Annotated in this window: 5 protein-coding genes and 1 rRNA gene; 3 read left to right on the forward strand and 3 right to left on the reverse strand. The window is 67.9% G+C overall.

Going from position 1 to position 6,103, the window contains the following annotated elements:
- Nucleotides 1-8 precede the first annotated feature (8 nt).
- Nucleotides 9-236 (reverse strand): Sec-independent protein translocase subunit TatA, encoded by a 228-nt coding sequence (gene tatA / locus QRO91_RS13025; RefSeq protein ID WP_049430278.1) that lies wholly within the window; start codon nucleotides 234-236, stop codon nucleotides 9-11.
- A gap of 75 nt (nucleotides 237-311) precedes the next feature.
- Entirely contained in the window at nucleotides 312-1,205 is an 894-nt protein-coding gene (locus QRO91_RS13030) for a YSC84-related protein (protein ID WP_049430279.1), read from the reverse strand.
- Nucleotides 1,206-1,370: 165 nt separating this feature from the next.
- On the opposite strand from QRO91_RS13030, the gene hemH reads away from it, so the two are divergent.
- From hemH to QRO91_RS13045, 3 genes are all read left to right on the forward strand, one after another.
- Nucleotides 1,371-2,333, forward strand: a complete 963-nt coding sequence (hemH, locus tag QRO91_RS13035) for a ferrochelatase (protein ID WP_049430280.1) — start codon at nucleotides 1,371-1,373, stop codon at nucleotides 2,331-2,333.
- Nucleotides 2,330-3,184 (forward strand): alpha/beta fold hydrolase, encoded by an 855-nt coding sequence (locus QRO91_RS13040; RefSeq protein WP_049430281.1) that lies wholly within the window; start codon nucleotides 2,330-2,332, stop codon nucleotides 3,182-3,184. Before hemH ends, QRO91_RS13040 begins: the two co-directional genes overlap by 4 nt.
- 290 nt (nucleotides 3,185-3,474) lie before the next feature.
- Nucleotides 3,475-5,580 carry a methyl-accepting chemotaxis protein gene (locus tag QRO91_RS13045; protein WP_049430282.1) on the forward strand — a complete coding sequence of 702 codons (2,106 nt, stop codon included), beginning with the start codon at nucleotides 3,475-3,477 and terminating at the stop codon, nucleotides 5,578-5,580.
- 400 nt (nucleotides 5,581-5,980) lie between these two features.
- On the opposite strand, the gene rrf is transcribed toward QRO91_RS13045, so the two are convergent.
- Nucleotides 5,981-6,095 (reverse strand): 5S ribosomal RNA (rrf, locus tag QRO91_RS13050).
- Between the last annotated feature and the right edge of the window lie 8 nt (nucleotides 6,096-6,103).

Genomic DNA, 6,103 nt, shown 5'->3' on the forward strand with positions numbered 1-6,103 from the left:
GCTCCGGATCAACGTGCGTTGCGGTCGTGCTCGTCCTGCGCGGTGCGCGGGGCGTCCTGGCTGCGCGACTCATCGCCCAGCTGCGCGTTCGGCTTGTCTTCGTCGCGCATGCCCTTCTTGAATTCCTTGACCGCCGAACCGAGGTCCTTGGCGCCGCTGGTCAGGCGCTTGGTGCCGAACACCAGCAGGACGATGGCCAGCACGACCAACCAATGCCAGATGCTGAAACTGCCCATAAAGACGCTCGTTACGTTAGTGATCAGGCTGTCGAGCATAGCGCACCGGGTGTTAGCCGGCGCGCGTGACGAAAGTCAGTTTCCGCCCAGCGTTTCCGTGCGGATTTCGCCGTCGTTGACCGGCTGGAAACCCTGCTGCTGCGGCGGCGGGTTCTGCGGCACGTTCTGCAGCGGCGCGGTGGTGGCCTCGGCTGGGGCGGCCGGCGCTGCCTGAACAGGCGCCGGGGCGACGGCCGGGGCCGCTGCCGGGCGCGGCGCGTTGCCGCCGTTGCCGCTGCGGTTGTTGCGCGCAGCGTAGGTGGCCTCTTCCAGGCGATCGCGGAAGGCGACCACGTCCATCGACGGCGAACCGGCGGCGCGGCCTTCGAAGATCATCCGCGGCGTGGTGTTGCTGCCGTAGGCGTCGAGGTTGGCGGCGTCGTCGATCTGCAGCACCGCACCATCCAGGGCGACACCGGCGAACAGGCCGCGGGCACGCGACCACGACCAGATCTCGGCCTTCAGCTGGCCGTCGGTGGCCGCGGCGGCGTTGCGGCCCACCGGACCGGCGGCGACGCCAGCGTCGGCACCCAGCGTGAACTTGCCGTTGACCAGGTTGTCCAGGCTGCGATCGTTGCGGAACACCAGCACCACGTCCGAAGACTGCACGCCGGCCTGGAAGCCGATGCTGCCCCCGGTGAGCTTCACGAACACCGGGTTGGACCAGGCGCCATTGGCCATGCGCACCGACATCAGGCCGTGGCCACGGCGACCGCCGATGACCAGACCGGCCTTGATCGTGTCGGGAATGACGATGACCGCGCGGCCTTCGTCGAGCAATTTGTCCGGAATGCCCTGTTCAGGGATTTCCTGGATTTCAGCCAGCACGCGCACGGCATTGCGGGCACGCTGGTCTTCCTGCGGTCCGGCCATGGCCTGGCTGGACAGCAGGCTGGCGGCGATCAGCAGGGCTTGGATCGGGCGACGCATGGCAGGCTCCAGAAGTCAGTCCATAGGAAGATATAGCAAGTGACTGAAATTAGTAGTGTTGTCATGAATCTCCAATGAGCGTTCCCTGCTCACATTGATGCGCGCTATGCCTGCAATCCGAACCCTGCATCCCGGCGCGGCACCGGATCGGCGACAATACCGCCCATGCTCGACGCACCCGATACCGCCGTGCTGGCGGTCAACCTAGGCACGCCCGAAACGCCGACGGCCCCCGCCGTACGCCGTTACCTGGCTGAATTCCTGTCCGACCCCCGCGTGGTCTCGATCCCGGCGCTGCTGTGGCAGCCGCTGCTGCGCGGGTTGATCCTGCCGCTGCGCAGCGGCCGTTCGGCGGCCAAGTACGCCCAGGTCTGGCTGCCCGACGGCTCACCGCTGATGGTGCATACGCGCCAGCTGGCGCAGGCCATGCAGGCCCTGCTGCCGACCCTGACTGTGCGCCACGCGATGCGTTACGGCGAACCGGCGCTGGCCAGCGAGCTGGACCGGCTGGCCGCCGACGGCGCGCGCCGCATCGTGGTACTGCCGCTGTATCCGCAGTATTCCACCACCACCACCGCCTCGGTCGAAGACCGGGTCGATGCGTGGCAGCGCCGGAACCCGGGTGTAACCGTCAGCCTGGTTCGCGATTACTCGGTCGATCCGGGCTGGGTCGAGGCCGTGGCCGGCTCGATCCGGCGTTACTGGGAACAGCACGGTCGTGGCCAGACACTGATGTTCTCCTTCCATGGCATTCCGCAGCGCCTGGCCGATGCAGGCGATCCGTATCCGCAGCGCTGCGAAGCCAGCGCACAGGCCATTGCCAACGCGCTGGGCCTGGGCAGGGACGAGTGGCAGATGGGTTACCAGTCGCGGTTTGGCCGCGAGCGCTGGCTGCAGCCCTATGCCGAACCCAGCCTGTGGGCGCTGGCCGAATCCGGCGTGAAGCAGATCGACGTGGTCTGCCCGGGCTTCGCCACCGACTGCCTGGAGACGCTGGAAGAGGTCGCGATGGGCTTCACCGAGACGCTGGCCGAGCGCGGCGCAACAATGCGCTACATCCCCTGTCTCAACGCCGAACCGGAGCACGCACGCGCCCTGGCGCGACTGGCCGTGGCCTCGCTGGCATGAGCCTGCAGCCGCTTGAGCTCGAGGTCGGTGGCGCCCGCGTCGCCGGCCTTTGCAACCACGGCGACGGCCCACGCGTGCTGGCCCTGCATGGCTGGCTCGACAACGCCGCCAGCTTCGTGCCACTGGCCCCGCACCTGTCCTCGCTGCAGCTGGTGGCCATCGACCTGCCCGGTCATGGCCACAGCGCGCATCTGCCGGCCGGTGCCAGCTACACCACGGCCGCCGCGATCTGCCACGTACTCGATGTCGCCGACGCGCTGGGCTGGGACCGTTTCAGCCTGCTCGGCCATTCGATGGGCGCCGGCATCGCCAGCCTCACCGCCTCGGTCAGTGATCGCGTGGAGCGGTTGGTGGCGATCGAAGCGCTCGGCGGCCTGCGCGGTCCGGAAGAAGACACCGCCAACCGCCTGCGCGAGCACGTGAATGCCACGCGTGGGCTGGCACGCAAGCAACTACGCGTGTTCCCCGACCTGGCCGCGCCGATCCGCGCACGGATGATGACCAACCAGCTGAGCGAGCGCTGTGCACGGCTGCTGGTCGAGCGCGGCGTGGAACCGGTCGAGGGTGGCTACCGCTGGTGCAGCGATCCGCGCCTGATGCTGCCTACAGCGATCCGTCTCAGCGAAGGCCAGATCGACAACCTGCTGCAGGCCATCGCCTGCCCGACGCAGGTGATCTATGCCACGCCGGCGCAGTCCTACTATCCCGAGCCGATGCGCAGCGATCGCCTGCAGCACCTGCGCGATGGCCGTCTGGCGGTGTTTCCCGGCAACCATCACCTGCACATGGAAGATCCGGCGCAGATCGCCGAGGTGATCCTGCGCTTCTTCAGCAACGACAACGCCGGCTGAGTCGCGGCGTCCGCGCACTTCACTCTGCGCAGTTGCGGCCGATACATCAGTTGCGGGCCGCTGCGCCTGCAGCACGCAGGTCCGGTCGGGCCTGCGGCGTGTGTCTGGTTCTGCAAGGAAGTCCGCATGCCCGCTCCATTGCACCGTTACCCACAGGATGTGGTCACGGCGCCCCGTCTGCGCGACGTTGATTGCGTCGCATTCCCCGAATTCCCGGTCCATGCCCTGGCCACGCACTCCTGCGTGCGTCGCCGCATGGCCGCTGTCGTCTGCTGATCCAGGAGTCGCCGATGTCCGCTGCATTCTCCCGTCCCCCCGATACCGCTCGCCTGCCGCACCTGCAGCAGCTCGCCCGCCGCGCTGATCGCCGCCTGCTGATCGGCAGCGCAGCACTGGGCCTGGCTGGCCTGGTGCTGGCCCTGCGTGGTCCACAGGTGCAGGCCGCCGTGCTGGCTGCCGCTGCAGTGCTGCCTGCGGCGTGGCTGGGCGGATCCCAGGCTGGCCATGGCTTCGCCCGCAATGGCCTGGCCTCGCTGTTGTCACTGCAACTGGCGCTGGTGTGCGCGATCGTCGGCCTGTCACCGGCACTGCCGGTTGCCCTGTTGCTGGGCGTGCTGCTGGGACACCGCGATCGGCTGCCGGTGTGGCTGGCCGGTGGGGTCGGCACGCTCGCACTGCTGGCCCCGTTGCTGAGCGGTGCCACAGTGTGGCCGACGCTGCTGCAGGCCGGCATGTTCGCGGGCCTGACCCTGTTCCTCGGCCAGGTCGCGCTGCGGCTTCGCCAGCAGACCGAGACACTTGGGCATGGCCCGCGTCGCCTTGCCGCGCTGGCACGCGATATCGCCACCGGCGCCGATCTTGGTGCACATGCCGACACCAGCGCCTATGCGCCGGGTTCACTGGCCCACGCCCTGGCCGACACTGCGCGCCACGTGCAGGCCCAGCGCGGACGCGAGGCGGCGGCGCATGCCGAGAACGCGCAGATCCGCCAGGCGCTGGATGCCTCACGCACCGCGATGATGATCGCTGACAACGACCACGTGATCCGCTATGTGAACCGTTCGGTGGTAGCACTGCTGCGCAACCAGCAGGCAACGTTGCGACAGGCCTTCCCCGATTTCGACGCCGAACGCCTGGTGGGCAGCAGCATCCATCGTTTCCACGCCAACCCGGACCGCATCCGCGCCATCCTCAATGGCCTGCAGGTCACGCATAACGGCAAGGTGCAGATCGGCCCGGTGCACTTCGCGCAGGTGGTCACACCGGTGTTCGACGACCAGGGCGCGCGCCTGGGCTTTGCCGTGGAGTGGCATGATCGGACCCACGAACTCACGCTGGAGAACGCCGTGGCCGGCATCGTCGCTGCCGCCGCCGCCGGTGATCTCGACCAGCGCCTGCAGGCCACCGAAGGGGCGAGCTTCCTCGATGGCCTGACCGGTGGCATCAACCAGTTGCTGGATACGCTGGGCCGCACCATCGACGAAGTGCGGCAGATGCTCTCGGCACTGGCCAACGGCGACCTGGATCGGCGCATGCACGGCGAGTATCACGGCGCCTTCGCTGCCATCCAGCGCGACGCCAATGCCACGGCGGAACAGCTGGCACGCATGGTCGGCCGCATCCAGGACTGCGCATCGTCGATCAGTACCGCGGCCGGTGAGATCGCTGCCGGCAACGGCGCGTTGTCCGAGCGCAGCGAGCGGCAGGCGGCGCATCTGCAGGAAACCGCGGCCTCCATGGAGGAACTGACGGCCACCGTGCGCCAGAACGCCGCCCATGCGCGGGAGGCCAGCGCGCTGGCGTCCTCCACGCAGGACGCGGCCAGCGACGGCAACCTGGCCATGCGGCGGGTGGTCGACACCATGCAGGCCATCGAGGGCGCGTCGAAGCGGATCGGCGACATCACCGGCGTCATCGACGGCATCGCGTTCCAGACCAACATCCTGGCGCTGAATGCCGCCGTGGAGGCGGCGCGCGCCGGCGAGCAGGGCCGAGGCTTCGCCGTGGTGGCCAGTGAAGTGCGGGTTCTGGCGCAGCGTTCGGCGGCGGCGGCCCAGGAGATCAAGAAGCTGATCGACGAAGCCGGCCGCCAGGTGGGCGAAGGTGCCCAGCTGGTGGCGGATGCCGGCCAACGCATGCAGGGGATCGTGGGGGGTGTCGAGAATGTCAGCCACCTGATGCGCGAGATATCCGCGGCGTCGCAGGAGCAGTCAATCGGTATCGAGCAGATCAACCAGACCGTGGTGCAGATGGACCAGGCCACGCAGCAGAATGCTGCGCTGGTGGAGGAAGCAACTGCCGCAGCACGCGAGCTGCAGTCGCAGGCGGGAACGCTGGATGATGCGGTGTCGGTGTTCCGTCGGCAGGAGTCACAGGGCGTGGCGCTGGTCGCCTGATCCCGGCCTTCAACACGAGCCATGTGAAGACGGCGCCCGCAGGGCGCCGTCTTTTTTATGTGTCCTGCGTGACGGATCACGGGAGGCACAGGACCCGGTGGTATCGATCCTTTGGTAGTGCCGGCCGCTGGCCGGCAACCACGCCGCGCGCAGTGCGCATGCCCACACCACGCATCACGCATCACGCATGGCGTGGACCTACCGATACCACCACCGGATGCATTGCATGGCCCCATCACCGGTAGTGCCGGGTGCTGGCCGGCAACCTCGACACGTCCATTGCGCAGGCCCATGCACGTATCCACGCATGGCGTGGATCTACCGGTGCATTCCGGCAGCTGCATTTTCCTGCGCACAAAGAAAAACCCCGCTGCGTGAGCAGCGGGGTTTTGGGTATAAACCCTGGCGATGACCTACTCTCGCATGGCTTGAGCCACACTACCATCGGCGCAGCTGCGTTTCACTTCCGAGTTCGGGATGGGATCGGGTGGTTCCACAGCGCTAATTTCACCAGGGAGGCTTT

Source organism: Stenotrophomonas maltophilia group sp. Smal32 (assembly GCF_030237085.1).
Classification (GTDB): domain Bacteria; phylum Pseudomonadota; class Gammaproteobacteria; order Xanthomonadales; family Xanthomonadaceae; genus Stenotrophomonas; species Stenotrophomonas maltophilia_Q.

What these genes read in the sequence shown, in the direction of transcription:
- hemH (WP_049430280.1), top strand. Translation starts at nt 1,371, where the DNA reads ATGCTCGACGCACCCGATACCGCCGTGCTGGCGGTCAACCTAGGCACG.
- QRO91_RS13040 (WP_049430281.1), top strand. Translation starts at nt 2,330, where the DNA reads ATGAGCCTGCAGCCGCTTGAGCTCGAGGTCGGTGGCGCCCGCGTCGCC.
- QRO91_RS13045 (WP_049430282.1), top strand. Translation starts at nt 3,475, where the DNA reads ATGTCCGCTGCATTCTCCCGTCCCCCCGATACCGCTCGCCTGCCGCAC.
- QRO91_RS13030 (WP_049430279.1), bottom strand. Translation starts at nt 1,205, where the DNA reads ATGCGTCGCCCGATCCAAGCCCTGCTGATCGCCGCCAGCCTGCTGTCC.
- tatA (WP_049430278.1), bottom strand. Translation starts at nt 236, where the DNA reads ATGGGCAGTTTCAGCATCTGGCATTGGTTGGTCGTGCTGGCCATCGTC.